The sequence below is a fragment of the Bradyrhizobium sp. USDA 4502 genome (assembly GCF_054063355.1).
Map to the genome: position 1 here is coordinate 7,949,819 of NZ_JBSSGF010000001.1, position 26,919 is coordinate 7,976,737.

Genomic DNA, 26,919 nt, shown 5'->3' on the forward strand with positions numbered 1-26,919 from the left:
ACCACCGAGTCTAGTTGTAGAAGGGATAGCGGCCCCAACGTCGCACAATAGCCGGCATTTGGGGTAATGGGTCCCGGCCTTCGCCGGGACGACGGTGAATTACTTCCCCGCCTTCCACGCGCTGGTCACATCCCCGATATTCGCCAGCTCCGGCTCGCGGATTGTCGACGGCGTGCGCGAGAAACGCGGCGCGGGGGCGGGCTGGGTGACGCCGTGGCGTTCGACGAACACCTGGCGGGCCGCCATGTGCGGATGCTTCGGCGCTTCCTCCATGGTCAGGATCGGCGCGAAGCAGATGTCGGTGCCTTCCATGATGTTGCACCAGTCCGCGCGCGACTTGCTCTTGAACACCCGGGTCAGCTTCTCCTTCAGCGCCGGCCAGGCCTTGCGATCCATCTGCGCGTCGAAGTCGGCGTCGGTCAGGTCGGCGTGCTTACGCAGCAGCGCGTAGAACTGCGGCTCGATCGAGCCGATCGAGATGAAGTTGCCGCAGGAGCATTCGTAGACGCCATAGAAATGCGCGCCGCCGTCGAGGAAATTCTGGTCGCGACCGCCGCTCCAGCGGCCCTGCGCGGCCATGTCGTAGAACATCGACATCAGCGAGGCCGCGCCGTCGCACATCGCGGTATCGACCACCTGGCCCTTGCCGGACTTCTGCGCTTCCAGCAGCGCTGCGAGCACGCCGACCACGAGGTAGAGCGCGCCGCCGCCGAAATCGCCGACCAGGTTGAGCGGCGGCACCGGCTTCTCCTTGGTGCCGATCGCAGCCAGCGCACCCGTGATCGAGATGTAGTTGATGTCATGGCCGGCGGCATTGGCCAGCGGGCCTTCCTGGCCCCAGCCGGTCATGCGGCCATAGACCAGTTTTGGATTGCGCGCGAGCACGACATCGGGGCCGAGGCCGAGGCGCTCCATCACGCCGGGACGAAAGCCCTCGATCAGCGCGTCGGCATGGCCGAGCAGGTCGAGCGCTTCAGCAACCGCCACCTTGTTCTTGAGGTCGAGCTCGATGACCTTGCGGCCGCGGGTTGCGACCGCCTTCAGATTCTTGCCGGCGCCGACCCGATCGAGCGTGATGACCTCGGCGCCCATGTCGGCGAGCAGCATGCAGGCGAACGGGCCGGGGCCGATGCCGGCGAATTCGACGATGCGGAAGCCGGCGAGCGGGCCCGAGGTGCGAGCGGCGGTCTGGGAGGCGGGTTTATCGAGCACGTTGTTCTTCCGTTGGTTGCGGGGCGCTGGGCGGCTGAGATGTCACGGCTGGCTTGGTTGCCGAACTTCATGCGTTCTCCCAGCCGTCCGTGGGACGGTATTTTTAATTAGCTGATTAGCTAAATTGTCTCGCCTAATGGGGGATGTGGCAAGCACCTTTTGTCCTGTGCCGCCGGTAAAACGCGAACGGCGCGCATCGCTGCGCGCCGTTGCAGACTTGTGTTTAGGCGCTATCAGCCCGCGGTCGTCACCGCCCGCTGTCCCATCACCTTCACGAGGTTGGCGCGGTAATCCGCCGAGCCGTGGATGTCGGCGAGCAGGCCGCTCGCCGGGATATTGACGCTGTCGAGCGCCGAGGCCGCCCAGTTCGCCTTCAGCGCCTGCTCGATCGGCGCGACCCGCATGACGCCGCTTTGCGACGCACCGGTGGCGGTGGCGCGGACGTCGCCCGACTTGGTCTTGGCGACGAACACGCCGGTCAGTGCGAAGCGCGAGGCGGGGTTCGGGAATTTCGCGTAGCCCGCCTTGGCCGGGATCGGGAACGACACCGCGGTGATGATCTCGCCATCCTCGAGCGCCGTCGTGAACAGGCCCTTGAAGAAATCATCCGCCGCGATCGACCGCTTGTTGGTCTTGACCGTCGCGCCGAGCGCCAGCACCGCCGCCGGATAATCCGCCGCCGGGTCGTTGTTGGCGAGCGAGCCGCCGATCGTGCCGCGATAGCGCACGGCGGGATCGCCGATCATCGACGCCAGATTGGCGAGCGCCGGGATCGCCTTCTGCACCGCGTCGCTTTGCGCCACATCGTAATGCGGAGTCGCGGCCTTGATGGTGACCGTGTCGCCCGACACCTCGATGCCGATCATCTCCTGCACCTTGGAGAGGTCGATCACGTCGGAAGGCGCGGCAAGACGCTGCTTCATCACGGGCAGCAGGGTCTGTCCGCCGGCGAGGAATTTTGATTCCGCGCCTTTGGCGAAGGTTGCGGCGGCGTCAGCGACCGAGGAAGCGCGGTGATAATTTGTCTCGTACATGGCTCTTCCTCCCTCAACCGTGAATGGCGTGCCAGACGCGATCGGGCGTCGCCGGCATTTCCAGCTTGTTGTTGCCGATCGCGTCCGTGATCGCATTGATCACGGCAGCCGAGGCGCCGATCGCGCCGGCTTCGCCGCAGCCCTTGACGCCGAGCGGGTTGCCCGGACACAGCGTCGTGGTGTGGGAGAGCTGGAACGAGGGCAGGTCGTCGGCCCGCGGCATGGTGTAGTCCATGAAGGACGCGGTCATGAGCTGACCGGTGCCGTCATAGACCACACCTTCGAGCAGTGCCTGGCCGATGCCCTGCGCAAGGCCGCCGTGGACCTGGCCTTCGACGATCATCGGGTTGATCAGCCGGCCGAAGTCGTCGGCCGCCACGAAGTCGACGAAGGAGGTCTTGCCGGTGCCGGGATCGACCTCGAGTTCGCAGATATAGGCACCGGCCGGGAAGGTGAAGTTGGTCGGGTCGTAGAACGCCGTCTCCTTCAGGCCGGGCTCCATGCCGTCAGGCAAATTATGCGCGGTGTAGGCGGCGAGCGCGACCATCGGCAGCGCGATCGACTTGTCGGTGCCGGTGACCTTGAACTCGCCGTTCTCGATCACGATGTCGCTCTCGGACGCCTCGAGCGCATGCGCCGCGATCTTCTTGGCCTTGGCCTCGACCTTCTCCATCGCCTTCACGATCGCCGTACCGCCGACCGCGAGCGAGCGCGAGCCGTAGGTACCCATGCCGAACTGCACCTTGTCGGTGTCGCCATGGACGATCGAGACCTGGCTGATCGGCACGCCGAGCCGCTCCGCGATGATCTGGCAGAACGTCGTTTCGTGACCCTGGCCGTGGCTGTGCGAACCGGTGAGCACCTCGATGGTGCCGACCGGGTTGACGCGGATCTCCGCCGATTCCCACAGGCCAACGCCGGCGCCGAGACTGCCGACCGCCTTCGACGGCGCGATGCCGCAGGCCTCGATGTAGCAGGAGATGCCGATGCCGCGCAGCTTGCCGTCGGCTTTGGCCTTGGCCTTGCGGGCCGGGAAGCCGGCATAGTCGATCGCCTTCATCGCGGCATCGATCGAAGCGTGGAAGTCACCGATATCATACGCCATGATTACAGGCGTCTGATACGGGAACTGGGTGATGAAGTTCTTCTTGCGCAGCTCGGTCGGATCGACCTTCAACTGCCGCGCCGCCGTCTCCATCATGCGCTCGATCAGAAAACTGGCCTCGGGGCGGCCGGCGCCGCGGTAGGCGTCGACCGGCGTGGTGTTGGTGTAGACGCCGATCACCTCGGCATAGATCGCCGGAATCACGTACTGGCCCGACAGCAGCGTCGCGTAGAGATAGGTCGGGACGGCCGAGGAGAACAGCGACATATAGGCGCCGAAATTGGCGTGGGTCTTTACCCGCAGACCAAGGATCTTGTTGTCCTTGTCGAACGCCAACTCCGCCTTCGAGACATGGTCGCGGCCATGCGCGTCGGTGAGGAAGGCTTCCGAACGGTCGCCGGTCCACTTCACCGGGCGGCCCACCTTCTTCGAGGCCCACAGAGCCACCATCTCTTCGGGATAGATGTAGATCTTGGAGCCGAAGCCGCCGCCGACGTCGGGCGCGATCACGCGCAGCTTGTGCTCGGGCGCGATGTTGTAGAACGCCGACAGCACGAGGCGGGCGACGTGCGGATTCTGCGACGTCGTGTAGAGCGTGTAGTGCTCTTCGGCCTGGTCGTAATGCGCGATCGCCGCGCGCGGCTCCATCGCGTTCGGCACCAGGCGGTTATTGGTGAGGTCGAGCGTCACCACATTGGCCGCCTTGCCGAAGGCATCCTTGACCGCGGCTTCGTCGCCGAGATGCCAGTCATATACGATGTTGCCGGGAGCTTCGGGATGAAGCTGCGCGGCGCCCGGCTTGATCGCGGCCTTGATGTCAGGCACCGCGGGAAGTTCTTCGTAATCGACGACGACCGCTTCGGCGGCGTCCCTGGCCTGGTTCTTGGTCTCGGCGATCACGACCGCGACCGCCTGCCCGACAAAGCGCACGGTCTCCGGCGCCATAGCCGGCCACGCGCCCATTTTCATCGGTGAGCCGTCCTTCGAGGTGATGGCCCAGCCGCAGATCAAATTGCCGACCTTGTCGTCGACGATCTGCTGTCCGGTCAGCACCGCGATCACGCCGGGCATCTTCATGGCCTCGGCGGAATCGATGCCCTTGACCTTGGCATGGGCATGCGGGCTGCGGATGAAGTGAGCGTAGCTCATGCCGACCATTTTGACGTCGTCGACGTAACGTCCTTGTCCGGTGATGAACCGGCGATCTTCCTTGCGCACGACACGTGCGCCAATTCCTTCAACACCCATTGTCTAGTCCTCCCGACCGGAGATTCGATTTGCCGCCGTTTCCATCGAGACCGGCGGTGGTGAGCTTGATCGTGTGCGGTGCGTGGCGCGCTATTCGGCGGCCTGCGCAACCTTCATGCGGCCGGCTGCGTCGAGCACCGCCTTGACGATGTTGTGGTAGCCGGTGCAGCGGCAGATATTGCCCTCGAGCTCGTGGCGAACCGTTTCCTCATCGAGCTTGCCACCATGGCGGTGCACGATGTCGACAGCGGACATGATCATGCCGGGGGTGCAATAGCCGCACTGCAGGCCGTGATTGTCGCGGAACGCCGCCTGCATCGGGTGCAGCTCGTCGCCCTTGGCGAGGCCTTCGATCGTGGTGACGTTGCAGCCCGCGGCCTGGCCGGCCAGCATGGTGCAGGATTTGACCGCCCGTCCATCGACATGGACGACGCAGGCGCCGCACTGGCTGGTATCGCAGCCGACATGGGTGCCGGTGAGGTTCAGGTTTTCGCGCAAGAGGTGCACGAGGAGGGTTCGGTCCTCAACGTCGACCGAGACCGCCTTGCCGTTTACCGTCAGTTTGACTGTAGACACGCGTTTCTCCCAATAGCTTCGTTATGGGCCCAGTAGACCACGCTTCATGTGGGTCGTAACCGCGATCAAAGTCGTAGTCGCGGCCCTGTCATGAAGGCGCCGGGCAGTGCCTGCGATCCTAGCAGGCGGCCGTTCAATGGGCAATTTGCAAGCAGCCGGCGGCGTGCTCCGGCGCGACGAAATTGCCCGGCAGCGCAAGCGGTTTTCGGCAAACTGACGGTGCTCGCCGCACGCCAAAATCGTCGCCGCGATCGCTACTACCTTCCGCCTATAACGACGCAAAAGCGTTGCTGTCATTTTCATCGCCGACGCAGCGACGGAAGATCGCTGGTTCACGAAATTGGGTCGAGAGACGCGCGCGCGATGCACCCATCGCGGCAACGAAACCATATTGGAGGAAGCCAATGAAGCTGAGGAGCGGGATTTTCTTTGCCGGCGTGTCGCTGGTCGCCATGGTGCTGGCAGGCATTGGTGCGTCGAAAGCTAATGATTCCGTCGTGAAGGCGGCGTCCGATCCCAACGGATGGGCAATCGCCGGCCACGATTACGGCAATACGCGCTTCAGCCCGTTGAAGCAGATCAACTCCGAGAATGCCGGCAAGCTGCAGCTGGTCTATTCGCTGTCGCTGGCTTCGCTCCGCTCCAACGAGTCGTCGCCGGTTGTGATCGGCAAGAACCTGTATGTGTCGACCTCGTGGGGCCCGAAATACGTCTATGCGATCGATGCCGCGACCGGCGCCCGCAAATGGACCTGGCAGCCCGACATTCCGGATGACGTGCTCCAATACGCCTGCTGCGACGTCAACAATCGCGGCGTGTCCTATGCCGACGGCAAGATCTTCGTCGGCCGGCTCGACGGCAAGCTGACCGCGCTCGACGCCGAGACCGGCAAGGAGCTCTGGACCTCGACGGTCGTCGACTACAAGCAGGGCTCGGTCATCACCTCGCCGCCGCTCGTCGTCCGCGACAAGGTCATCACCGGTTTCGGCGGCGGCGAATACGGCGTCCGCGGCGCGTTGCAGGCGTTCTCGCTCAAGGACGGCAAGCTGCTCTGGCAGACCTACACGGTGCCGGCGCCGGGCGAACCCGGCAGCGACACCTGGAAGGGCGACACCGGGCTGCACGGCGGCGGCGCCGCCTGGCTGGTCGGCTCCTACGATGCCAAGTCCGACACGGTCTACTGGGGTACCAGCAATCCGGGGCCGTGGAATACCGCGGTGCGCTCCACCGGCGACGGCAATTTCGGCAAGCTGACCAACCTCTACACGGCCTCGACGCTGGCGATCGATCCCAACACCGGCAAGATCAAGTGGCATATCCAGGGCACGCCGGCCGATGCCTGGGACTATGACGGCGTCAACGAGCTGCTGCTCGCCGACCTCAAGATCAAGGGCACCGAGACGCCCGTGCTGATGAAGGCGGACCGCAACGGCTTCTTCTTCGTGGCCAACCGCGAGACCGGCAAGGTGATCTCCGCGGAGAAATACGTCTTCGCCAACTGGGCCAAGAAGTGGGACGTCAACACGATGCGGGCGGAAGAGGATCCGGACAAGCGTCCGGGCCCGGGCCATCCCGCCAAGGACATCTGCCCGAACCTGATCGGCGGCAAGAACTGGCAGCCGATGTCGTTCAACCCGCAGACCGGCCTCGTCTACATCCCGAGCAACAATGTCTGCATGGACTGGTCGGTCTCTGACGTGAACTACAAGCGCGGCGTGTTCTATCTTGGCGCCGAATTCCCGACCAAGCCGGGCCCCGGCGGCTTCCTCGGCGAGCTCGTGGCCTGGGATCCGATCGCCAACAAGAAGGTGTGGAGCATCAAGGAAGACCTGCCCTTCAACGGCGGCACGCTGACGACCGGCGGCAATTTGGTGTTCTCCGGCAACCTGCATGGCGACTTCCGCGCCATCGATGCCAAGAACGGCAAGGTGCTGTGGAGCAAGAACCTCGGCAGCGGCATCGGTGCAGGTCCAGTGACCTATTCGGTCGACGGCAAGCAGTATGTCGCGATCGTGGTCGGACGCACCGCGGCGCTGCCGGCCTTCCTCGGTGACATCGGCAAGAAGATGGTCGCCGCGGCGCCCGAAGGCGGCTCGCTGTTCGTGTTCGCCCTGCAGTAACGATCGTCAAGGAGGCAGCATTGCCCGTGTCTTGCATCGCCCGAAACGAACTGCGCACCCCCTCGCGCAACACGCGGTTGGAACATGCAATCCGGACCGTGCTGCTCTCCGCCCTGCTCATGGTGCCGGCCCTGGCGGCCGGCGCCGACGAGACAAAGCCGCCGCTGCGGCTCTGCGCCGATCCGAGCAACCTGCCTTTCTCGAGCGACGACCCGGGCAAGCCCGGCCTTTATCTCGAGATCGGCCAGGCGGTGGCGCAGAAGCTCGGCCGCACGGTGAGCACCAATTGGTACAAGTCCTATTTCGGCAAGCGCACGGTGCGGGAGACGTTGCTCAGCAAACAGTGCGACGCCATGGTCGGCCTGCCGCTGATCGACGATTTCATGGGCCCGGCGGTGATCTTCTCGAAGCCGATCGCCCATGAGGGCTATGCGCTGGTCGGCAGCAAGGACCGCAAGCTTGCCGGCCTCGACGACCTCAGGGGATTGCGGGTTGCGGTGCAGTATCAATCGACGCCGCAGAACCTGCTCGCGCTGCGCGACGACATCCGGAAGGTCACCGTGCTCAGCCCGGAGGAGGGTATGGCGGCGCTCGCACAGGGCAAGGTCGACATCGCCTTCATCTGGGCGCCGGTGGCGGGTTGGCTCAACAAGACCAGCTACGGCGACAAATATCAGATCGTGTCGACCGAGGGCGACGGCCTGCTCTGGGCGACCGCGATCGGTTTCGCCAAGGCGTCCGGCGCGCTGCGCGATGAAGTCGACGGCGTGCTGCCGGGGCTGCAGGGGGAGATTGCCGCCCTGTTTGCCAAATATGGCGTGCCGAACAGCGCACCGGTGAAGTTCGGCGAGGCCGACCGCGCGACGACGTCGTCCGTCGGCGCCAGCGAGCCCGTCACGGTCGGGCAGGCGGCCGCGGCGGCCGAGAAACCGGTTCAGACCGCCGCGACCGCCGGCGACGCCAAGGGGGATGCCACCGCCGGGCGGGAGGTCTTCAACGGAACCTGCGCGCATTGCCACGGCCCGGACGCGGTGCAAGCCGAGCGAAAGATCGATCTCAGGCTGCTCAAGAAGCGCTATGCTGACGACATGGAATCGACATTCTGGAAGACGGTCCATGACGGGCGGCCGGCCAAGGGCATGCCGGCCTGGAAGGACGTCTTCAGCGACGACGAGCTCAGAAACGTATATGTCTATCTGCAGAGCGTGCAGGATACTGGCGGATCGAACTAGAAGCTGCGGTCCGCAAGAGGAGCGTTTTCGAGCGAAGTGGATACCGGTTCGCGTGAAGAAAACGCGTCAGAACATGAATCGAGAGTCCCGTTCCGATCCAATCGGAACGGAGGCTTGGGCAGTGCGAGGGTCCTCATGATGGGGTTCCTGATCATCGACGATCACCCCCTGTTCGGGGAGGCGCTTGGCAACGCCATCCGCATCTCGCATCCCGATGCCCGGATCTATGAGGCCACCTCGATCAAGGGGGCCCTTGGCATCCTCGCCAGCGAGCCGAATATCGACCTGGCGCTGCTCGATCTGCTGCTGCCCGACGTGGTCGGCTTCTCCGGCTTCCAGAAGATCAGGGATCGCTATCCGCGGCTGCCGATCGCCATCGTCTCGAGCGAGGAGGACAAGCACACCATCCGCGAGGCGCTCGAGATGGGTGCGGTCGGCTATCTGCCGAAGTCGACCTCGCTCGGCGAGCTCTCGCAGGCGATCGCGCGTGTGCTGAGCGGGTCGGTCTCCGCGCCGCGGGATTTCGTCGCGGTCGGTGCGCTGGAACAGTCCGAGACGGCGCGGACGCTGCGCGAACGCATTCAGAAGTTGACGCCGCAGCAGATCCGCGTGCTCCATCTGATCATCCGCGGCCTGCAGAACCGCGAGATCGCCGCCGAGCTCAAGCTCGCGGAATCCACCGTGAAGGCGCATGTCACCGAGATCCTGCGCAAGCTGAAGCTGTTCAGCCGCAACAAGGCGATCATCGAGCTCGGCAAGATTCCGCTTCCGGTCCCGGAGGCCTGTTCGGGCGCAAAGCCGGAGAAGGCGCCCTAGTGTGCTGAATGCGAAGTTCGTGCGATTTCGCGGCAGCCACTTTCACGAACTTCGCATTGATAAAGCACACTAGAATCATAAGTTTGCTAGTGTCCTTATCGAATCCGAAGTTCGCTCCGAAGGTGCGGCAAATGATGCGAACTTCGGATTCGGGACACTAGCCGTGCTGCACTGCGAGGCGGGCGCATTGGAAATCCTGCCTATAGGCTGCCATCCGGCTTTGAGATAACGTCGTGCGCACAATGGCTGTTATGAGCATCCGAGGGAGGACGGCGCAGCATTGACCACGACCGCGCCCCTGGCGGACGAGCCGCCGCTCGGCAAGGCGGGTACGCCTCGACTGCTGATCGTCGAGGATCACCCGCTGTTCCGTGCCGCCCTGATCGGCGTGATCGGGGCCGAGTTTCCCGATGCCGAGGTGCTGCAGGCGACGTCGATCGACGGTGCGCTGGATGTGATCGCGGCGCGCGACGGCCTCGATCTGATCCTGCTCGATCTGTCGATGCCCGGCACCACGGGCCTGCTCGGCGCCTACCGGGTGCGTGCCGCCGCGCCGCGCAGCGCGCTGGTGATCGTGTCGGCGCACGACGATCCCCGGATCGTCGGCGGCGCGATCTCGCTCGGGATTTCCGGCTACATCCCGAAGTCGACGCCGAAGCTCGAGCTGGCGCGGCTGTTGCGCGGCATTCTCGAAGGCGCGGTGTGCCTGCCGCCGCGCTTTCGCGATACCGCCGCCGCGCGGAAGGCCCAGGCCGAGACGCGCGAGCTGGTGCAGCAGCTCGGCCAGTTCACCGCGCAGCAGCTTCGCGTGCTCGACATGATCTGCCGCGGCCTGCAGAACAAGCACATCGCCTATGAGCTCGATATCTCGGTCACCACCGTGAAGGTGCATGTCTCGGAGATCCTGCGCAAGCTCGGCGTGCGCAGCCGCACCGAGGCCATCATCGCGCTGTCGAAGCTGGACTTCGGCAAGCACGACCACGCGCCGGTGACGGCCTCGCCGTCGTCGCATGGCGCCTAGTGTGCTGAATGCGAAGTTCGTGCGATTTCGCGGCAGCCACGTTCACGAACTTCGCATTCATAATGCACACTAGAATCATAAGTTTGCTAGTGTCCTTATCGAATCCGAAGTTCGCTCCGAAGGTGCGGCAAATGATGCGAACTTCGGATTCGGGACACTAGAGCCTTTCCCGTTTCGATGGAATCGCAACGGGAAAGGCTCCAGGTTTTTGTCTTGACGCGTTTTCTTCATGCGAACCGGTATCCACTTCGCTCGAAAACGCTCTGCTCATAACCGCGCACCCGACTGCTCCGCCGCCAGCAGGAACGACAGCAGCGAGCGCATCTCGGCGGGCTTGATCGGCTTCTTCAACAGCTCATGGCCGAAGGCCGATACGTCGGAGGCGGCCTTGGCCGAGTAGTCGGCGGTCACGATGATCGCCGGCACCTTGGCGTTGATCGCGCCGCGGATGACATCGACGGCCTGAATGCCAGTCTCGCCATTGTCGAGATGCAGATCGGCGATGATGGCGTCGGGAATGCCGTCGAGCGCGTGGATGCGCTCGAGCGCCTCGGTCTTGGAGATCGTCACCGCGACGTCGCAGCCCCATTTCTCCAGCAAATGGGCGAGCCCCTCGGCGCTCGAGAGGTCGTTCTCGATCAGCAGGATCTTGGCGCCCTCCATGCCGCCATAGCGATAGTCGACGCTGGCCTGTTCGCGCACCGGGATCGCAACCGGATCCTGGCTGCGGGGCACGGTGACCGAGAACACCGAGCCCTTGCCGGCGCGCGAGCTCAGCCTGATGTCATGTCCGAGCAAGTCGGCAAACCGGCGCACGATCGAAAGACCAAGCCCGATGCCGGCCTTGTCGCCGGCGCTGGTTTCGCCGCGCTGAAACTCGACGAAGATGGCTTCGCGCTGCGCTTCCGGAATGCCCGGCCCGGTGTCGTGCACCTCGATGCAGATGTCATCGCCCCTGGCACGGCATCCCATCAGCACGCTGCCGCGCTGGGTGTAGCGCAGCGCATTGGCGACGAGGTTTTGCAGAATCCGTCGCAGCATCAGCGGATCGGAGCGAACGACCGCGGACGACGGCATGATCCGGAAACCGAGATTGCGCTTGGCGGCGGTCGCGACAAATTCCTGCTCCAGCGGCTCGAACAGCGAGGCGATCGCGACCGGTCCGAATTCGGGCCTGAGCACGCCCGCATCGAGCTTGGAGATGTCGAGCAGCGTCCGCAGCATGTCCTCGAGCGTCGCCAGCGAACGGTCGATCTGATCGGTCAGCGCGACGCTCTTGGACTCGGTTGCCATCTCGGTCAGCGCGGACAGCGTCAGCCGCGCCGCATTCAGCGGCTGCAACAGATCGTGGGTGACCGAGACCAGCACGGATGATTTCAGCGAGCTCGCCGCTTCGGCCTGCTGCTTGGCCTGCAGCAGGCGACCATTGGTTTTCTCCAGCGATTGCAGCGCCTGCTTGAGCTGCTGGGTGCGGTCGCGCACCTGCTGATCCAGCGCGATCGCGGTCTCGAACAGCGAGAAGGCGTTGAGCTGCTGATCGGTCGAGCGCTCGACGCGCGACATCAGCGCCGCGTTGATCTTGCGCAGCTTCTCGGCCTCGCGTTCGAGCGCCGCAATTCGCGTGGTCTTGGTATCCGTCATTGCGGCGCGAGTGCCCGCTTGCCGATGGCGATGCCGGTCAGCGTCTGGTTGACATGCATGGAGCGATACTGCTCGCCATAGGTCTGAAAGCCAATCACTTTGTTGCGGCGATAGAGCTCCGACATCTCCCGCGACAGCTGGCGCTGCTCGACGTCGAGCCGGCGCAGCACGCATTCGAAGCCGATGAACATCGAGACCTCGCCGAGATCCTCGGTCAGCTCCTTGAGCAGGCGGCTCGTCACGTCGATCGGGTCGCGCTCGCGCGCCACCGTCAGCACCATGCCCTCGTCGATGGCGCAGAAGAATTGCAGCGATCCGTCCGGGTTGGTGCGCTGGATCGACCGCGCGTAATAGGCGCCGCCGACGCGAACCAGCACGGGATGCGCGGCGAACGAGAACAATTCGAGCTTGCTGTCGCTGAGGCCGACGGCGCGGGAATATTCCAGCGCCGCCGGCTCGGCATTCAATTCCTTGACGATGCGGTGCTCGATGTCGGCCTCGGTCACCACCATCTTGGTCGAGGTCGGTTCGAAGTGATCGCACTTGAACAGGCGGAACGGCAGCCGGGTCCGGATCAGGATCAGGACGGCGGCATCGGTAAAGGCCTCGCCGCCATGGAAGACCCACGATTTCTCGAAGCGCAGACCGTCGCCGGCGGAGCCGCCGACCACCGGGATGTCGCCGAGCGACGCATAGATCGCCGACATGATGGTCTCCTCACGCTGGCACATGCCGTCGATGAAGAGCAGCCCGAAGGAATCATGGGTGTGATCGCAATGCTCGGTGCGTTGCGCGAATTCGTTCTGCAATTCGGTGCAGATCGAGCGGCCGTGATCGACCCGAAATGTCGAAAGGTCGAACAGCGGCCGGGCCGCGATGACGAAATCGGCCGCGTTGAAGCCCATCGCGACGACGCTGTCCTCGTCCCAACCGCCGGGCGACAATTCGCCGGCCGTGGTGCAGCCGAAGATCGGTACGTCGGGCATCCGGCTGGACAGTTCGGCAATGAATGTCTGCGGCTCGTAGACCGGCGACACGAACACCACGAGCATCGCGAGATCAGCCGCCGTCAATTGGCGCGCGATCTCGTCGGCTGCTTCCCGCGGCCCGTCGGTCTTTGCCTGCACCACGACAATACTGTCGGCGGTGCCACCGTTCTGCTTCGCCAAAGGCGCTCTCCCTGACCAGAATCTTTTGCTTTTCTTGGCGCGGGCGGTTGAACCCGCGCGGGTCGTGAGGGCATCCGGACAATGGCGCGATGGCTCGCGTTCCGGCTTGCCCGTGTCTTTCAGGTCGTGAGGGGAAATGCCATTGGCCGGGCTATTGCGCCGGCAGCTACGCTCGCCGCAAGCGCCAATGGCGCCGGTCGACGCGATGACATGGGACACCTCCCGATGTGTGTTCTCCTGGCCCGGGCAGGGACAGGTTTGATCGGTTCTAAACTATCGGGCCGGACCCCCGCGTCAATCACCTTACCCACCCGCCTAGCCCGACCAAGGTAGTATCGCGCCGGGCCCGGCGGCCGCTGCCCATTTACCGGGCCTTATCGATTCTGCCTTAGTTTTGCGCTCCGGGGTCTGGGGCGGGTTGCTGCCGGACCCCGCGTGGTTTTCAGAATGAAGACGGGGGTTGGAATGCCGGGGCTGAAGCGATCGTTGTCGATCAGGATCCCAACCCTCAGATTTCGCGCCAAGATCATGCTCGGCTTTGCCGTCACGCTGGCGCTTTCGGCAGCCACCATGGGCTTTGCCTATATGGGCTTCGAGCGGGTCTCCGCCGGCGTCGGCTCCTATCGCCAGAGCGTCGCGGAAGCCGATCTGGCCCGCAACATCGATCGCGAATTGATCTCCTACCGTTCGCTGGCGCGCTACTTCGTTGCGACCGGCAAGGAGGACGACGCCAAGGCCGCGCTCGCCGCCGAGGGCAGCCTGAAGGATGCCATCATGGCGTCGATGAAGGGCACCACCAACCCGGCCCGGCTCGAGCAGATCACCAAGCTGGAGCGCGAATTCCGCGCCTTCACCAAGATCTTCGCCGAGATCGTCCGCATCAAGAACGACAGCGCACAGACCGCGCAGAACAAGCTGACCCGCAGCGCGACCTCGATGCGCTACAAGCTCGACGATCTCCCGAGCAACGCCGATGATTCCGAGCTGCAGTCGATCCAGTTCGGCGCCAAGAAGGTGGCCGACCAGCTCCAGTCGATCACCGGGGCCGTCAATACCTTCGTCGTCAACGGCGACAAGACGGTCGCTTCGAGCGCGCTCGCCCGGCTGAAATTCGCCGACAATCTCGTGAAGGCGATCACCTCGAATAACGAGCGGATCACCCAGAGCGTGAAGGACATCACCGCGCTGCTCGAAGAGTACCGCGAGGCGCTCGCCAAGCTGATCGCGAACGCGAAGTCGATCGACGAACTGACCGTCGAGATGACGGAGTCCGCGGCCGCTATCAGCCAGGGCGCGGCGGCGATGAAGTCCGATCTGCTCGCCGACCAGAAGCGACTTGAAAACGAATCGCACACCATGATCGGCGAGACCGAGCAGCTGATCCTGATGCTCGCCGCCGGCAGCTTCGTGCTCGGGCTGGTCTGGGCGTTCCTGCTGGGCAAGGGTATTTCGCGACCGATCGCGGCGATGTGTGCGGCGATGCGCGAGCTCGCGGCGGGCAATTTCGACGTCGTGCTGCCGGGCCTCGGCCGCCGCGACGAACTCGGCGAGATGGCCGGCGCCGTGGAGGAATTCAAGGTCCAGGCGATCGCCAAGGCCGAACGCGATGCCGCGACCCAGGAAGCGCAGAACAAGGCGAGTGCGACCGCGCGGCGCAACGAGCTGATTCGTTTTGCCGACGAATTCGAATCCGCCGTCGGCTCGATCGTCTCCAACGTGTCGGCCTCCGCCGTGCAGCTCGAATCCGCGGCCGGTACGCTGACGCGGACTGCCGAGACCACGCAAAACCTGTCGAGCCAGGTCGCCGGCGCCTCGGAGGAAGCCTCCAGCAACATGCAGTCGGTCGCCTCCGCGACCGAGGAGCTGTCGGCGTCCGTCGACGAGATCGGCCGTCGCGCCAAGGAATCCAGCCAGATCGCCGATTCCGCCGTGCGTCAGGCCGAGCAGACCGACGCGCGGATCGGCAAGCTCTCGCGCGCTGCGCAGGAGATCGGCGACGTCGTCAAGCTGATCACCGCGATCGCCGAGCAGACCAATCTGCTGGCGCTGAACGCCACCATCGAGGCCGCGCGCGCCGGCGACGCCGGCCGCGGCTTCGCCGTGGTCGCCGCCGAGGTGAAGTCGCTGGCGAGCCAGACCGCCAGGGCCACCGACGAGATCTCCACCCACATCTCGGGCATGCAGGCGGCGACGCAGGAATCGGTTGCCGCCATCAAGGAGATCGGCGGCACCATCGGCCAGATCTCCGGGATCGCGACCAACATCGCAAGCTCCGTCGAGCAGCAGAGCGCGGCAACGCAGGAGATCGCGCGCAGCGTGCAGAACGTCGCGCAGGGCACACAGGAAGCGGCGTCCAGCGTCACCCAGGTGAATCGCGGCGCCACCGAGACCGGAGCTGCCTCCGAGGAGGTGTTGAACTCGGCCCGTTCGCTGTCGGTCGAGAGCTCGCGGCTGCGCGAGGAGCTCGACCGCTTTATGGCCAATATCCGCGCCGCGTAACGTTTACGCCAGCCAATCAATTATCGTCGTCCCGGCGCAGGCCGGGACCCATAACCACCACCGCTGGTTGGCGTACCAACAACTAGCCGCTTGCCCTTTCCGATGGCCACGGCGTATGGGTCCCGGCCTGCGCCGGGACGACGCTGTTGGTTGGCGGGATGATGCGACTAGTCCCGCCCGAACTGGTGCTTCAACTCGACCTTGGCGCGCTCCAGCCGCGACCGCTCGATCTTCGGCAACGTCTTGCCGGCGCGGTTGATATAGAAGGTCAGCATCGAGAGCGCGGAACGATAGGCGCCGCTCTTGCGGCGCGCGCTGTGCTGGGCGGATTGCTTCAGCGATGATGCGATCTTCTTCGCGCTGGTCTGCTTGAACACACCGTGCTTGAGGTCGAGCGCGTCGCTCTCCTTGGTCACCCGCTGCGACCAGCGCTTCGCCGTCCTCTTGCTTGCGCCACGCCTGCGACGCGTCGTGCTCGTGGACCGTGCCGGTGATGTCCTTACCGTCTTGCGCGTTGCTTTCTTGTGTGCGGCCATCGATGCCTCCGTGTCTTTTGAGCCGAGAACAGTTCGCCGCGATCGCGGTTCCTATGCCGCATCGCGGGAACCCTTGCCGGCCTGCGGCGTTGACGTCGCGTGGCGGGCACTCCGTTTGCCGCAATTCCGGGTGAGTGAGCCTTGGAACAGATCGTTCCGGGGTTTTTCTCATTGGTCGATTCTGATGACAGTGCAGCCGACACAATTGAGTTCCGCGACGACGCAAGAGGCCGTGGCTCCGGTCACGCCGGACGATGACCGCATCATCGAGACCTCGATTCCGGTCCGGCTCGACAATCTCAGCTGGAGCCGCTTTCACACCCGCGTCGTGCTGGCGCTTGGCATCACCTGGATCCTCGACGGGCTGGAAGTGACGCTCGCGGGTGCATTGTCGGGTGCGCTGAAGGACAGCCCGACGATGAGCTTCTCCAATGCCGATGTCGGTCTTGCCAGCAGCGCGTATCTCGCCGGCGCCGTGCTCGGCGCGCTGGGCTTCGGCTGGCTTACCGACCGGATCGGGCGCAAGAAGCTGTTCTTCATCACGCTCGCGCTTTATCTGTCGGCGACCGCCGCGACCGCGCTGTCGTGGAATGTCGCGAGCTACGCGCTGTTTCGCTTTCTCACCGGTGCCGGCATCGGCGGTGAGTACACCGCGATCAACTCGACCATCCAGGAACTGGTGCCGGCCCGCTATCGCGGCTGGACCGATCTCGTCATCAACGGCAGCTTCTGGATCGGGGCGGCGATCGGTGCGCTGAGCGCTATCATCCTGCTCGATCCCGCGTTCCTTGCGCCGGACCACGGCTGGCGGATCGCCTATTTCACCGGCGCGGTGCTCGGCCTCGTCGTGCTGTTGATGCGGATGTGGATTCCGGAAAGCCCGCGCTGGCTGATGATCCACGGCTACCCCGACCGGGCCCACAAGATCGTCGCCGATATCGAGACCTCCGTGCTCGGCCACGAACAATCGAGCGCAGACTTCGAGAAGATCAGGCTGCGGATGCGCGATCACACGCCGCTGCGTGAGGTCGCGGTGACGCTGTTCTCCACCTACCGGCAGCGCTCGCTGGTCGGGCTCACGCTGATGGCCGCGCAGGCGTTCTTCTACAATGCGATCTTTTTCACCTTCGCGCTGATCCTGACCGACTTCTTCGGTGTCGCCGCCAGCAATGTTGGCTGGTACATCCTCCCCTTCGCCGCCGGAAACTTCCTCGGGCCGCTGCTGCTCGGCCGCCTGTTCGATACGCTCGGCCGCCGCACCATGATCGCGCTGACCTATGGCATCTCGGGCGTGCTGCTGGCGCTGTCCGGCTATCTGTTCTCGATCGGCGTGCTCAGTGCGCAGACCCAGACCATCGCCTGGATGGTGATCTTCTTCTTTGCCTCGCCGGCCGCGAGCGCCGCCTATCTTACCGTCAGCGAGACGTTTCCGCTGGAGGTCCGCGCGCTCGCGATCGCCGCCTTCTATGCGATCGGCACCGGCATTGGCGGCGTGATTGGACCGGCGCTGTTCGGCGTGCTGATCGACACCGGATCGCGCAACAGCGTCTTCGCCGGCTACCTGCTGGGGTCGGCGCTCATGATGGTCGCCGCAGCGGTCGCATGGCGCTACGCCGTCGCGGCCGAGCGGAAATCGCTCGAATCTGTCGCGCGACCACTGGCATGTGTGGAGTAGACTATGACGAAACATGACGTGGCCGAGATGCCCATGGATGATGACATCGCCCCTGACGCCAGGACGGACAGCGTGCCGACGCCGGCGTCGCTGATTCCGCCGCTCCGCCAGGCCGCGGTGCTGCTCGACATCGACGGCACCCTGCTCGATTTCGCGCCGACGCCGCGCGAGGTCTGGGTGCCGCCCGAACTGTCGACCACGCTGAAGCAGCTGCATGAGCGCACCCACGGCGCGCTGGCGCTGGTCAGCGGCCGCTCCCTCAATGACATCGACCTGATCTTCGCGCCGGAAGTGTTTCCTGCGATCGGCGGCCACGGCGCCGAGATGCGGCTGCAGCCGGACAGCGAGGCGGTTGCCGCACACGCGCCGCCGCTCGACAAGGAATTGAAGCGCCGTCTTGCCGCGATCGCGAAGCTCAGCCCCGGCATTCTGCTCGAGGACAAGGGCTATTCACTGGCGCTGCACTATCGGCTGGCGCCGCAGGCGGAGAAGGCGATCTATGAAGCGGTGTCGCTGATCCGCGCGGAGTTGCCGAATGCGCCGATCGAGGTGCTGCCGGGCAAGAGCGTCTGCGAGATCAAGCATTCCGGCTTCACCAAGGCGACCGGCGTGCTCGAGCTGATGACGCATGAGCCGTTCAAGGGACGGCGCCCGTTCTTCATCGGTGACGACGTCACCGACGAGACCGTGTTCGCGATCATGCCCGATTTCGACGGTCTAGCGTTCTCCGTCGGCCGTCGCGCAACCGGCGTCGCCGGACATTTCGACGGACCGAGCGATGTGCGCGAATTCCTCGCGCATCTGCTCGACGTTGATAGGGACGTTAGCCTGTCCTAACCGAAACGCATTCATCGCAGCCGAATCGAATACGGTGCTTTTGCGTCGTGGCGTCAACCTCGCGCGTAATTTTCTTTTCGCGAGTTCCCGCGAGTTCCGTGCGTGTTCGCCAGAATTTGGTTTCAATTGGGAGATTCCTTGATCAGGAACCATCTTGATGAATGGTTGTTAATACGCGAGTTGACCAACAGGAGGGGACCTGGTGAACCTCGTCGTCGTATCGAACCGCGTCTCGCGCGGAAAACCCAATGAACCCATGACGGGGGGGCTGGCTGCGGCATTGTTGCCGGTGGTGGAAAAGACAGGGGCAATATGGGTTGGTTCCAGCGGACGCGTCCGCGACGGGAACCTGAAGGAACCTTTCGCAGAGGTCGAAGCGCTCGGGGCGGGCGCGCTGGCGATGCTCGATCTGCCGGCCGCGCACTATGGCGGCTATTACGAAGGCTTTGCCAATTCGGCGCTGTGGCCCGCGATGCATTCGCGCGCCGATCTGATTCGTGCGTCTCGCGAGGACTACGCGAGCTATCGCGAAGTGAACGCGTTCATGGCGCGCGCGTTGCTGCGCTTCCGCAAGCCGGATTCCGTGTTCTGGGTCCAAGATTATCATTTCCTCGCACTCGGCGCCGAGCTGCGCGATCTCGGCGTCACGCAGCCGATCGGCTTCTTCCTGCACACGCCATGGCCGGCGCGCGCGGTGATCGCGGGCGTGCCCAATCATCGCGAGCTGATCGAGGCGATGCTGTCCTATGACCTGATCGGCTTCCAGACCGATGAGGACTGCGAGAACTTCCTGAGCTATGTGCAGCACGATCTCGACTTCGAGGTGCGCGACGGCGTGATCAATTCGTCGTTCGGCCGCACCCGCGCCGCGGTGTTTCCGATCGGCATCGATCCCGGCAAGTTCGCGCAGCAGGCGACCAAGGCGATGACGCATCCCGACGTGACGCGGCTGCGGCGCAGCCTCAATGGCGAGACGCTCGCGATCGGCGTCGACCGGCTTGACTATTCCAAGGGCCTCGTCAACCGCATCAAGGCGTTCGACAAGATGTGGACGCTGCATCCGAACCTGAAACGTTCGGTGTCGCTGCTGCAGATCGCAACGCCCTCGCGCGGCGCGATCGAAGCCTACGGCAATCTGCAGAGCGAGGTGGCGAAGCTCGTCACCGACGTCAACGGCGTGCATGGCGAGGTCGACTGGACGCCGATCCGCTACCTCAACAAGGGCTTTGGCCAGGGCGTGCTCGCAGGCCTTTACCGCACCGCGCAGGTCGGCGTCGTGACGCCGCTGCAGGACGGCATGAACCTCGTCGCCAAGGAATATGTCGCCGCGCAAAACCCGGCGGACCCCGGCGTGCTGGTGCTGTCGAAATTCGCCGGAGCGGCGAACGAGCTCGACGCCGCGCTGCTGGTCAATCCGCACGATATCGACGGCATGGCGCGCACCCTGGCGACGGCCCTCGCGATGCCGCTGACCGAGCGGCGGATGCGCTGGGAAGCGATGATGGAGAAGCTCAACAGCGGCACCATCCAGCAATGGTTCGCCGATTTCATCGAGGCGCTGCAGGATACGCACAATGCGGGAAACGCGGCGCTGCCGGAGCCACCAACCCTGTGGCCGCGCCGCACGGCGGATTTTGCCGCGCGCTATCACTGAGCGAGCATGACGATGCAGGGTGGGTGCGTTAGTTCGCCCATCCGCGGTTCTGTCGTCCCTGCCTAGTGCGCAATTGGGCACTAGGCAGGGACGACACTGAATGTGTTGCGCGGCTAGTGGTCATAACTTCGCGTTCTCGCGACAGGGCTCGCGAAAGCGGGAATCCGGCATCCGTTCTTCCAGGAACGATGCGGCCCAATAGATTCCTGACCCGCGCCTGCGGCGAGCCTCCGGACGAAGAGGCGGGCTGATCGGATGCATCCATTGATTTGCGCCGGTCCCTGACCGACCGCCGGCCAAAATCGCGCGCGTCCGCGCGCAAGGCCGCAGCGCGCGGCTGCCGTCGCTATCAATTTACCCAATGTTTTCAATCTGTTGTGGAAATTTCGCGCTCCCGGCCTGCGCTCCCTTGCAAAATCCGCCTCAGCCCTTCAAGAGAGGGCCTCCCGGAGAGATGGCCGAGTGGCTTAAGGCGCACGCTTGGAAAGCGTGTGTGCGGGAAACCGTACCGTGGGTTCGAATCCCACTCTCTCCGCCATGCCACAGTCTCCCAGCATCCGATTTTCCGAATCGGTAGCAAAATCAACGAGCTATCATCCGGCAAACTGCACTTTTTGATCGTGGGTTCGGAGGAGGCTTCTTCCGCCAATACACTTTCTCCTCCTTATCTCATTGGTCGAATCGAAAGCAAAAACAATGGGTCGTGCGATAAGGGCTGTTGGGCTAGTCCGCGATGGTACCCCTAATCGCCGCTCAAACCGTAGGTTTTGGCTGTGGGTTCGGAGGATGGATTTTGCGAGGGAGCAGCGGCCGCACTGCTCGCGCTGCGTGCGGCCATACGCCTTCCGGGAGCAAGGAGGGGACAACGCGTTCGCGCGCGCGCCCAGTTTTCTCCATCATCCGAAGGCGACGGCCACCTTTCCGAAGTGCGCGCCACTTGCCATGTGACGGAATGCCTGAGCAACTTGGTCGAACGGGAATGTCTTGTCGATGATCGGCTTCATTCCGTTGATGGCGATCGCGTCGCACATCGCCTGCAGGTCTTCCACAGATCCGACGGTTACGCCCTGCAGGCGCTGCTGCAGTAACATCAAGGGCAAGCGCAGTTCGGTTGGCGGTGGACCGGTGAGCACGCCGATGAACGCGATGGTCCCGCCGATAGGGATTGCACGGATTGATTCGTTGAGCGTACCGACCTCTCCATGCCAAGGGTTCGGTGACAAGCAAATTTATCCATACACTTGATACGGTGCTCATCATGGCTGCGGACACGATCTCGGGCTATATTCGAGGGCCCCTTGACGGCGTCGAGTTCAAGCAGACTGCCTATGCCTCGGATCGTGATTCACGAAAGGCTGCTTTGGCGCTTCCTGAAGAGGGCATCGGGGGACTACCGAGAGGCGGACAAAAAGGAACGCCGCTTGGCCGCCTAGGTGCTGCACACAGCCACCGTTGCAAGGCAGGCGTTCGGCGAATCGCGCCTGGCGCTGAACGACGCTGTTGAGCGGACCCGCGCCCTTGGCGATCTAGCCGCAACGCATTGATCTGGCGCGGCGTTTAAAAAAAGGCGAGACGTGTTCCATTTCCGGCGAGCCGGTCCTGCGGATTTGAGGCACCCTGCCACCCAGATTGTCGAGCCATGGTAAGCTGGATGCGTCGTCCTCAGTTCATTGCCGAACAGGCGCGTAATGCGCACGGCCTCTTGGGCCGGCTCGTTGCTTTCATCATGGCGCGCGAAACCTGGCGCGAGAATCTGCGCGCGATGGATGCGCTCGGCATCAAACTAGGCGATCATGTGCTCGACATAGGATGCGGTCATGGCCGCTGCCTGACGGAACTCGCCGCACGGGCTCCTCGGGGGCACATCGTGGGGATGGACTCCTCCGAACTGATGGTCGAGATCGCGGCGCAACGAAACCTGCCGCTCATCGAAGTTGCTCGTGTGGAGGTTGTCCTTTCGACCGTGGAATCGCTGCCGTTCCCTGATGCCTTGTTCGACAAGGCGGTGTGCGTGCACGTGCTCTATTTCTGGAAGGACATTGAGAAGTCGCTGCGCGAGATCGCGCGCGTGCTGAAGCCGGGCGGCCGTCTCGGACTGCTGTTCCGGACGAATGCAGACCCGAAAGCGATCGCGTCGTTCCCACCGGAAATCTACACATTCCCCGCGCTGTCCGACGTATCCGCCGCGCTCGAACGCGCCGGCATGGATGTCCACCTCGCGGAGGTTAGTGCGAACCAACCTGCTCTTGTGCTGGCGACAAAGCGGTAGGTGAAGCGATCAGACCATCGCAATCGTGGCTAGGCGTGCGACGACTTGGTCAATCTCATCGACTGTCGTGTGCCTTCCCAGGCTGAAGCGGATCGCACCCATTCCAGTCCTTTCGGGCACGCGCATGGCCGCGAGAACCGGCGAGAGTTCGATCTGCCCCGAGTGGCATGCCGAACCTGTCGATGCCGCGACATCGCACAATTGCGCGAGAATGCCCGAACCGATTCTGCCGACGAACGACACGTTGAGGGTATTGGGCAAGCGATGCGTGGGGTGTCCGTTGAGCGCCACCCCTTCACCGAGCCCGCCTTGCAGCGCCTGCCATAAGCGATCGCGCAGGACTTGGACTTTGTTCATGGGTGCAAGGTCCGTGACCAGTGCACATGCCGCCCCAAGCCCGACTGCGAGCAGGGCGCTCTCGGTTCCGGCGCGTCGGCCTGATTCATGACCGGCGCCGTGGATCAACGGCTCAAGTTCGAGGCCTCGCCTGACATACAGCGCGCCGACGCCCTTCGGGGCGTAGAGCTTGTGACCGGCGATCGTCAGCATATCGACACCGAGTTCGTCTACCTTGGTCGGAATTTTTCCGACCGATTGAGCCGCGTCGGTGTGGAAGCGGATTCCATGCTCTCGCGCGATCGCGCCGATTTCGGCGATCGGCTGGATGGTGCCGACTTCGTTGTTGGCGTGCATGATGCTGATCAACAGCGTCTGCGGAGTAATGGCGCGCCGCACGTCCTCTGGATCGATCAAGCCTGTCGCGTCCACCGGAACATACGTGACAGTAGCGCCGAACCGTTCGAGAAACCGGCACGGAGCAAGGACGGCTGGATGCTCGATGGCCGAGGTGACGATGTGCGCGCCATGGCGGTTCGGTGCAAAGAATGTGCCCTTGATCGCCAGATTGTTCGCTTCGCTGCCACCGCTGGTGAATACGATCTCGTCGGGTGCTGCGCCGAGGAGGCCGGCGACCTGGCTGCGGGCCCGATCGAGCGCGGCCTTCGCCGGCGCGCTGGCCCAATGGCCGCTAGAAGGATTGCCGAACGCGTCGTCCAAAAATGGCCGCATTGCCTCCGCCACGGCTGGATCAAGCGGTGTGCTCGCGTTGTAATCGAGATAGATCGGCCGCGTCGTCGCAGTCATTTGCTTTGCTCGCTGTGGTCAAGCTGCAACCAGGGAAGCTGCTCGCTGGCGAAGAAATGTTTCCCCGGTCGGAGCTCCGCCGCCCGATCGAAAGCGCCGACGTGGTAGTGAGTCTCCGTCGGAAAATGCACCGTAGCGCAGGTCAGCGTCGAGCCGCAGCGGGCGCAGAAGCCGCGTGTGGTTCCTGGCGATGATTTGAACGTGGCGATGGTACCCTCGATCATCGCGACAGCGTCGTTCTCGAACCCGACGAACACGCTGACGGGGGCGCCGGAATGGCGGCGGCAGCTATCGCAGTGACACCAGAAGACTCCCTTCGGTCGACCTCGCGCCTCGAAGCGTACCGCCCCACAAAGGCAGCGTCCTGAAAAGGTCTCGTTCATTGTTGTGCTCCGGGCCGGCCCTCCATGGCGACGAACACTATCGCCCCCGAGAGGAAAGTGAGCGCGCCGATCACTCCGATCGCCCAGGTCATGCCGAACAGGTCGGCGATGATGCCGGCCGACAGCGCCCCGATCGCGTAACCGAGATCGCGCCAGAAGCGGTAGACGCTGAGCGAGCGTGCGCGCCAGCTTGGATGCGAAGCATCGGACACGGCGGCGATCAGGCTCGGGTACACCATGGCCGTGCCAAGTCCGAGCAAAAGGCTGCCGACCAGCCACCATTCGAAATGGCTTGTTGCTGCGGTCAGGAAGAGACCCGCGGCCTGCACCCACATGCCGGCCACGATCAAGCCCTTGCGGCCCCAACGGTCGGAAAGAGGGCCCGTGGCGATCTGCAGGATGCCCCAGGTGGCCGGATAGACAGCCTTCAGTATGCCGATCCGATCGACGTGGAGGCCGAACGAGGCGAAGAACAGCGGGAAGATTCCCCAGCTCATCCCATCATTGAGATTATTGACGAGCCCGGCCTGCGACGCGGCGAACAGATTGCGATCCCCGAACGACGTGAGGACGAATATCTCCCGGAAGCTGATCGGAGACGCTTGACGTGCATGCGCCGCAGTCTCCAGGCGGACGTGCTCCCGGGTATCCTGCACCAGCAGGATCGACAGCACTGTGCCCAACACCGCATAGGCAACGCCGAGGTAGATCGGCGCCGGCCGCAGTCCGTACTTCGAGGCAAGATACCCTGTGAGGAAGGCGGTCACGCCGACCGCGAGATAGCCGGCGAACTCGTTCAGTCCGACAGCAAGCCCGCGCGACTTCGGCCCGACGAGATCGATTTTCATGATCACCGTCATCGACCAGGCCAAACCCTGGTTGATGCCGAGAAGGGCGTTCGCTGCGATGACCCATCCCCAGCTCGGCGCCCACATGATCATGAACGGCACCGGCAGCCCGACAAGCCAGCCGAGGATCAGAACACGTTTGCGTCCCCAGGCGTCGGCGAGCTGGCCGGAGACTAGGTTGGCGCATGCCTTCACGACGCCGAAGCTGACGATGAAGGAAACGACGAGGGTCGTCGAACTGATCTTGAACTCCTCGGATCCGATCAGCGGCACGACCGTCCGCTCGATTCCGACCATTCCCCCGACGAAGGCGTTGATCAGGACGAGCATCGCGAACTGCGGCCAGTTCTCTTTCAGCCCCAGCCGGACAGACGACGCAGTCTGTGGACCGCTTACAGCCTCGGTCATGAGATCAGGCCGCGGCCGCCGCCGTGCCAGAGTTTGCCGCCCTGATCTTCGCGGCTTCCGGTGGCGCCGGCGGAATTTCGGCGACCATGAACCGGACAAACTCGGCTTCGTCTTCGATCGTGAACGCCTGATTGTGCCGCTTCTCGAAGCCGATCGCGGACGATGGCTTGCCGCTCAGGCGGCGGCCGCAGACCGAGCCCGCATAGGCGCCCGGCAGCACCTCGACGTAGTCAGGAAGCTCCTTCAGCCTTCGCACGCTCTTGAACAATTGCCTTGCGCCTTCCTCCGCGCTCGCCGCAAGCTCGGTGCGGCCGAGATCGCCGACCATGAGCGTGTGTCCGGTGAAGACGAACCACGGCTCGTTGGCGCGGGTGCGGTCCGTCACAAGGATGCAGATGTGCTCGGGCGTGTGACCGGGCGTGTGCAGCACGGTGGCGGAAACGTTGCCGAGCGGAAGTACATCGCCGTCGTTCACTGGCTTGTACGGGAACGATACGCCAGCCTCCGTCGAGAGCACGTACTCGGCTCCCGCTGCAGCGGCGAGTGCCCGGCCCGCCGACAGGTGATCGGCATGGACATGGGTGTCGATGACGTAGTGTATCCGCATGCCGGCATTGTCGGCGGCCTGAAGGTAGGGCTGAATATCGCCGACCGGATCGACGACCGCGCCGGCGGCTTTGCCGCCGCAGCGGAAAAGGTAGGAGATACCGACCGGATCGCTATGCAAGAACTGGCGGAGAATCATGGACTTGCACTCCCTCTTGAGAAACGCTAAAAACATTCAATCGATCTGCTGAATGATATATTGAAAGGGCGCCGTGTCAAGCTCGGGACCGAAACAGGCGATCTATGAAAACCTTGCCCAGGTGGCACAGGCGCTTGGCCATGCCCACCGGCTTGAGCTCCTGGAGCACCTTGCGCAGGGGATACGCACCGTCGAGGAGCTGTCGGCTCGGGCACATCTGACGTTCGCCAACACGTCGCGGCACCTGCAGATCCTGAGGCGCGCGCGTCTCGTCGAGACCGAGCGTCGCGGCAAACACATCCTCTATCGTCTCGCCGGCGACGCCGAAGTGGTCACGCTGATCAAAGCGCTGGGGCGCGTCGGCGAACGGAATGTCGCCGAGATCGGTCGTGTTGTGACCGATTACTTCCAGGCCCGTGATGCGCTTGAGCCCGTCTCGCGTGACGACTTGGTCGCGCGATTGCGGGACGAAGTGGTAACGTTGCTCGACGTGCGCCCCGAGGACGAGTTCGCGCTGGGCCATCTACCGGGCGCGCTCAACGTTCCGCTTGCCGAACTGGAACGACGCCTCGGCGAACTTCCGAAGGGGCGCGAGGTGATCGCCTACTGTCGCGGTCCCTATTGCGTCCTTTCGTTCGAAGCCGTGTCAGCCTTGAGGGCGCGCGGCTATCGCGTTCGCCGTCTTGAGGACGGTTACCCCGAATGGAAAGCCGCCGGCCTGCCGGTCGAATCCGCGGCTTGAGACAAC

The 26,919-nt window shown here is 64.0% G+C and carries 22 protein-coding genes, 1 tRNA gene and 1 pseudogene; 12 read left to right on the forward strand and 12 right to left on the reverse strand.

Translation table 11 applies throughout. The features are described 5' to 3' along the window. Window positions 1-99: 99 nt before the first annotated feature. The 4 genes from ACVW1B_RS37015 to ACVW1B_RS37030 all read right to left on the reverse strand — a co-directional run bounded on the left by ACVW1B_RS37015 (window position 100) and on the right by ACVW1B_RS37030 (window position 5,175). Window positions 100-1,212 (reverse strand): CaiB/BaiF CoA transferase family protein, encoded by a 1,113-nt coding sequence (locus ACVW1B_RS37015; protein WP_253605313.1) that lies wholly within the window; start codon window positions 1,210-1,212, stop codon window positions 100-102. A gap of 233 nt (window positions 1,213-1,445) precedes the next feature. Beyond that, complete coding sequence (locus ACVW1B_RS37020) at window positions 1,446-2,246, reverse strand: FAD binding domain-containing protein (protein WP_253605311.1); 801 nt, start codon at window positions 2,244-2,246, stop codon at window positions 1,446-1,448. A 13-nt stretch (window positions 2,247-2,259) separates the two neighbouring features. After that, entirely contained in the window at window positions 2,260-4,599 is a 2,340-nt protein-coding gene (locus ACVW1B_RS37025; protein WP_253605309.1) for a xanthine dehydrogenase family protein molybdopterin-binding subunit, read from the reverse strand. A 90-nt stretch (window positions 4,600-4,689) separates the two neighbouring features. Further along, window positions 4,690-5,175 carry a (2Fe-2S)-binding protein gene (locus ACVW1B_RS37030; RefSeq protein WP_028335209.1) on the reverse strand — a complete coding sequence of 162 codons (486 nt, stop codon included), beginning with the start codon at window positions 5,173-5,175 and terminating at the stop codon, window positions 4,690-4,692. A 404-nt stretch (window positions 5,176-5,579) separates the two neighbouring features. Between ACVW1B_RS37030 and ACVW1B_RS37035 the strand changes: the two genes are divergently transcribed. The 4 genes from ACVW1B_RS37035 to ACVW1B_RS37050 all read left to right on the forward strand — a co-directional run bounded on the left by ACVW1B_RS37035 (window position 5,580) and on the right by ACVW1B_RS37050 (window position 10,364). After that, window positions 5,580-7,295, forward strand: coding sequence for a PQQ-dependent dehydrogenase, methanol/ethanol family (locus tag ACVW1B_RS37035; protein WP_225643218.1), 1,716 nt, complete (start codon window positions 5,580-5,582; stop codon window positions 7,293-7,295). A gap of 26 nt (window positions 7,296-7,321) precedes the next feature. Continuing rightward, entirely contained in the window at window positions 7,322-8,527 is a 1,206-nt protein-coding gene (locus ACVW1B_RS37040) for a c-type cytochrome (RefSeq protein WP_309145045.1), read from the forward strand. Window positions 8,528-8,662: 135 nt separating this feature from the next. Next, window positions 8,663-9,343: a response regulator gene (locus ACVW1B_RS37045; RefSeq protein ID WP_057021122.1), complete on the forward strand. Its 681-nt coding sequence runs from the start codon at window positions 8,663-8,665 to the stop codon at window positions 9,341-9,343. A gap of 280 nt (window positions 9,344-9,623) precedes the next feature. After that, the gene (locus ACVW1B_RS37050) at window positions 9,624-10,364 is read left to right on the forward strand and encodes a LuxR C-terminal-related transcriptional regulator (protein WP_253605304.1); all 741 of its coding nucleotides are present in this window, start codon (window positions 9,624-9,626) and stop codon (window positions 10,362-10,364) included. 267 nt (window positions 10,365-10,631) lie between these two features. Here ACVW1B_RS37050 and ACVW1B_RS37055 read toward each other — a convergent pair whose 3' ends face one another. Next, complete coding sequence (locus tag ACVW1B_RS37055; protein ID WP_253605302.1) at window positions 10,632-12,005, reverse strand: ATP-binding response regulator; 1,374 nt, start codon at window positions 12,003-12,005, stop codon at window positions 10,632-10,634. Then, window positions 12,002-13,174, reverse strand: a complete 1,173-nt coding sequence (locus ACVW1B_RS37060; protein ID WP_253605300.1) for an FIST N-terminal domain-containing protein — start codon at window positions 13,172-13,174, stop codon at window positions 12,002-12,004. Before ACVW1B_RS37060 ends, ACVW1B_RS37055 begins: the two co-directional genes overlap by 4 nt. A gap of 465 nt (window positions 13,175-13,639) precedes the next feature. Between ACVW1B_RS37060 and ACVW1B_RS37065 the strand changes: the two genes are divergently transcribed. Further along, window positions 13,640-15,673 (forward strand): methyl-accepting chemotaxis protein, encoded by a 2,034-nt coding sequence (locus ACVW1B_RS37065; RefSeq protein ID WP_057021126.1) that lies wholly within the window; start codon window positions 13,640-13,642, stop codon window positions 15,671-15,673. A gap of 167 nt (window positions 15,674-15,840) precedes the next feature. On the opposite strand, the gene ACVW1B_RS37070 is transcribed toward ACVW1B_RS37065, so the two are convergent. Continuing rightward, a complete protein-coding gene (locus ACVW1B_RS37070) occupies window positions 15,841-16,209 on the reverse strand; it encodes a DUF3175 domain-containing protein (protein ID WP_253605298.1) in 369 nt (122 codons plus the stop codon). 184 nt (window positions 16,210-16,393) lie between these two features. Here ACVW1B_RS37070 and ACVW1B_RS37075 point away from each other — a divergent pair, with 184 nt between their 5' ends. From ACVW1B_RS37075 to ACVW1B_RS37090, 4 genes are all read left to right on the forward strand, one after another. Further along, window positions 16,394-17,884, forward strand: coding sequence for an MFS transporter (locus ACVW1B_RS37075; RefSeq protein ID WP_253605295.1), 1,491 nt, complete (start codon window positions 16,394-16,396; stop codon window positions 17,882-17,884). Between the two features lie 3 nt (window positions 17,885-17,887). After that, window positions 17,888-18,721: a trehalose-phosphatase gene (gene otsB / locus ACVW1B_RS37080; RefSeq protein WP_375166737.1), complete on the forward strand. Its 834-nt coding sequence runs from the start codon at window positions 17,888-17,890 to the stop codon at window positions 18,719-18,721. A 202-nt stretch (window positions 18,722-18,923) separates the two neighbouring features. Continuing rightward, window positions 18,924-20,375 carry a trehalose-6-phosphate synthase gene (locus tag ACVW1B_RS37085; RefSeq protein WP_253605292.1) on the forward strand — a complete coding sequence of 484 codons (1,452 nt, stop codon included), beginning with the start codon at window positions 18,924-18,926 and terminating at the stop codon, window positions 20,373-20,375. Between the two features lie 448 nt (window positions 20,376-20,823). Next, window positions 20,824-20,913, forward strand: a tRNA-Ser gene (locus ACVW1B_RS37090). 358 nt (window positions 20,914-21,271) lie between these two features. Here ACVW1B_RS37090 and ACVW1B_RS37095 read toward each other — a convergent pair. After that, window positions 21,272-21,508, reverse strand: coding sequence for a zinc-binding dehydrogenase (locus ACVW1B_RS37095; protein ID WP_375167121.1), 237 nt, complete (start codon window positions 21,506-21,508; stop codon window positions 21,272-21,274). A 68-nt stretch (window positions 21,509-21,576) separates the two neighbouring features. Here ACVW1B_RS37095 and ACVW1B_RS37100 point away from each other — a divergent pair. Both ACVW1B_RS37100 and ACVW1B_RS37105 read left to right on the forward strand, forming a co-directional pair. Beyond that, window positions 21,577-21,808, forward strand: a pseudogene (locus ACVW1B_RS37100) (integrase); the annotation flags it as partial. Between the two features lie 218 nt (window positions 21,809-22,026). After that, on the forward strand, window positions 22,027-22,644 hold the full coding sequence (locus tag ACVW1B_RS37105; RefSeq protein ID WP_456822829.1) for a class I SAM-dependent methyltransferase: 618 nt from the start codon (window positions 22,027-22,029) through the stop codon (window positions 22,642-22,644). A gap of 9 nt (window positions 22,645-22,653) precedes the next feature. Here the strand turns inward: ACVW1B_RS37105 and ACVW1B_RS37110 are convergent, their stop codons facing one another. The 4 genes from ACVW1B_RS37110 to ACVW1B_RS37125 are packed head-to-tail and all read right to left on the reverse strand — an operon-like array spanning window position 22,654 to window position 26,171. Then, complete coding sequence (locus tag ACVW1B_RS37110) at window positions 22,654-23,787, reverse strand: cysteine desulfurase family protein (RefSeq protein ID WP_253605286.1); 1,134 nt, start codon at window positions 23,785-23,787, stop codon at window positions 22,654-22,656. Then, entirely contained in the window at window positions 23,784-24,170 is a 387-nt protein-coding gene (locus ACVW1B_RS37115) for a GFA family protein (protein WP_253605284.1), read from the reverse strand. The genes ACVW1B_RS37110 and ACVW1B_RS37115 overlap by 4 nt, the downstream gene beginning before the upstream one ends. Beyond that, window positions 24,167-25,426, reverse strand: a complete 1,260-nt coding sequence (locus ACVW1B_RS37120) for an MFS transporter (RefSeq protein ID WP_253605279.1) — start codon at window positions 25,424-25,426, stop codon at window positions 24,167-24,169. The genes ACVW1B_RS37115 and ACVW1B_RS37120 overlap by 4 nt, the downstream gene beginning before the upstream one ends. Window positions 25,427-25,430: 4 nt before the next feature. Then, window positions 25,431-26,171: an MBL fold metallo-hydrolase gene (locus ACVW1B_RS37125; RefSeq protein WP_253605277.1), complete on the reverse strand. Its 741-nt coding sequence runs from the start codon at window positions 26,169-26,171 to the stop codon at window positions 25,431-25,433. A 73-nt stretch (window positions 26,172-26,244) separates the two neighbouring features. Between ACVW1B_RS37125 and ACVW1B_RS37130 the strand changes: the two genes are divergently transcribed. Then, window positions 26,245-26,913, forward strand: coding sequence for an ArsR/SmtB family transcription factor (locus tag ACVW1B_RS37130; protein ID WP_253605275.1), 669 nt, complete (start codon window positions 26,245-26,247; stop codon window positions 26,911-26,913). The last annotated feature ends 6 nt before the right edge of the window (window positions 26,914-26,919 follow it).

Bases quoted from the DNA above. Each gene is read 5' to 3' on its own strand.
- ACVW1B_RS37070 (WP_253605298.1), bottom strand. From the start codon at position 16,209: ATGGCCGCACACAAGAAAGCAACGCGCAAGACGGTAAGGACATCACCG.
- ACVW1B_RS37125 (WP_253605277.1), bottom strand. From the start codon at position 26,171: ATGATTCTCCGCCAGTTCTTGCATAGCGATCCGGTCGGTATCTCCTAC.
- ACVW1B_RS37105 (WP_456822829.1), top strand. From the start codon at position 22,027: ATGCGTCGTCCTCAGTTCATTGCCGAACAGGCGCGTAATGCGCACGGC.
- otsB (WP_375166737.1), top strand. From the start codon at position 17,888: ATGACGAAACATGACGTGGCCGAGATGCCCATGGATGATGACATCGCC.
- ACVW1B_RS37055 (WP_253605302.1), bottom strand. From the start codon at position 12,005: ATGACGGATACCAAGACCACGCGAATTGCGGCGCTCGAACGCGAGGCC.
- ACVW1B_RS37110 (WP_253605286.1), bottom strand. From the start codon at position 23,787: ATGACTGCGACGACGCGGCCGATCTATCTCGATTACAACGCGAGCACA.
- ACVW1B_RS37020 (WP_253605311.1), bottom strand. From the start codon at position 2,246: ATGTACGAGACAAATTATCACCGCGCTTCCTCGGTCGCTGACGCCGCC.
- ACVW1B_RS37115 (WP_253605284.1), bottom strand. From the start codon at position 24,170: ATGAACGAGACCTTTTCAGGACGCTGCCTTTGTGGGGCGGTACGCTTC.
- ACVW1B_RS37025 (WP_253605309.1), bottom strand. From the start codon at position 4,599: ATGGGTGTTGAAGGAATTGGCGCACGTGTCGTGCGCAAGGAAGATCGC.
- ACVW1B_RS37075 (WP_253605295.1), top strand. From the start codon at position 16,394: ATGACAGTGCAGCCGACACAATTGAGTTCCGCGACGACGCAAGAGGCC.
- ACVW1B_RS37065 (WP_057021126.1), top strand. From the start codon at position 13,640: ATGCCGGGGCTGAAGCGATCGTTGTCGATCAGGATCCCAACCCTCAGA.
- ACVW1B_RS37035 (WP_225643218.1), top strand. From the start codon at position 5,580: ATGAAGCTGAGGAGCGGGATTTTCTTTGCCGGCGTGTCGCTGGTCGCC.
- ACVW1B_RS37045 (WP_057021122.1), top strand. From the start codon at position 8,663: ATGATGGGGTTCCTGATCATCGACGATCACCCCCTGTTCGGGGAGGCG.
- ACVW1B_RS37120 (WP_253605279.1), bottom strand. From the start codon at position 25,426: ATGACCGAGGCTGTAAGCGGTCCACAGACTGCGTCGTCTGTCCGGCTG.